Annotated in this window: 1 protein-coding gene; it reads right to left on the bottom strand. The window is 60.5% G+C overall.

Annotated features, from left to right (window positions below; all coding sequences use genetic code 11):
- Window positions 1–435, bottom strand: a 435-nt coding sequence (locus ACOCD2_RS25035; RefSeq protein ID WP_293682207.1) for a TnsD family Tn7-like transposition protein, incomplete at its 3' end; no start/stop codon positions are given.
- Between the last annotated feature and the right edge of the window lie 172 nt (window positions 436–607).

The following is a 607-nucleotide window of genomic DNA, read 5'->3' as shown; positions in this document are numbered from 1 at the left end:
GTGAGCGGTGGTCTCGACTGCACCGATCCGTACCCCGCGAAGCTCGCCGCCATCGACCTGACATTGCACCCCGGGCAGGCTCTCGATCGGCTCGTAGTAGCGCCGTTGGCGCAACGTCACCATCTCCTTGAGGTCCCGGATGTAACGCCGCGCGGTCCGGTCGGACACCGCCAACGCCGGGTGCTTCTGCTTGAGCTTGCGCAGGACCTTCACAGCACTGAGGTCGGGGAACTGACCAAGTAGCGAGATGATGTAGTCCCGGTGGTCGTCCAGCTGCCTGTGGCGTACCCGGCTCTCTTGCTGCTCGGCGATCGCCGTCTCGTCCATGCGCAGGTACTTGCGCACCGTGTTGCGGGAAATCCCCAGTTGGCGGGCAATGGCCCGTATCGTCAGCCCATTGCCCTGATCATACAGTGCTTTGATTTTGTGAATCATAACCCACTCCTTCAAGTGTGCTTCCCCCATCGATGAGTCTCTGATGGCGGAAAGCGTACGGCCCTATGGCCCGGAATGCCCCTCAGGGTGGGTCAAAATTGTTGGCCGTAGGTGGGTCAGAATAGATGGCCATTAACACAATTGCCAGCAGCTCTCATACTGACCGGGGCGA

The sequence above is a fragment of the Thiolapillus sp. genome, assembly GCF_048562965.1.
Lineage (GTDB): Bacteria > Pseudomonadota > Gammaproteobacteria > Chromatiales > Chromatiaceae > Thiolapillus > Thiolapillus brandeum_A.
This window is presented reverse-complemented; position numbering and strand designations above follow the sequence as displayed.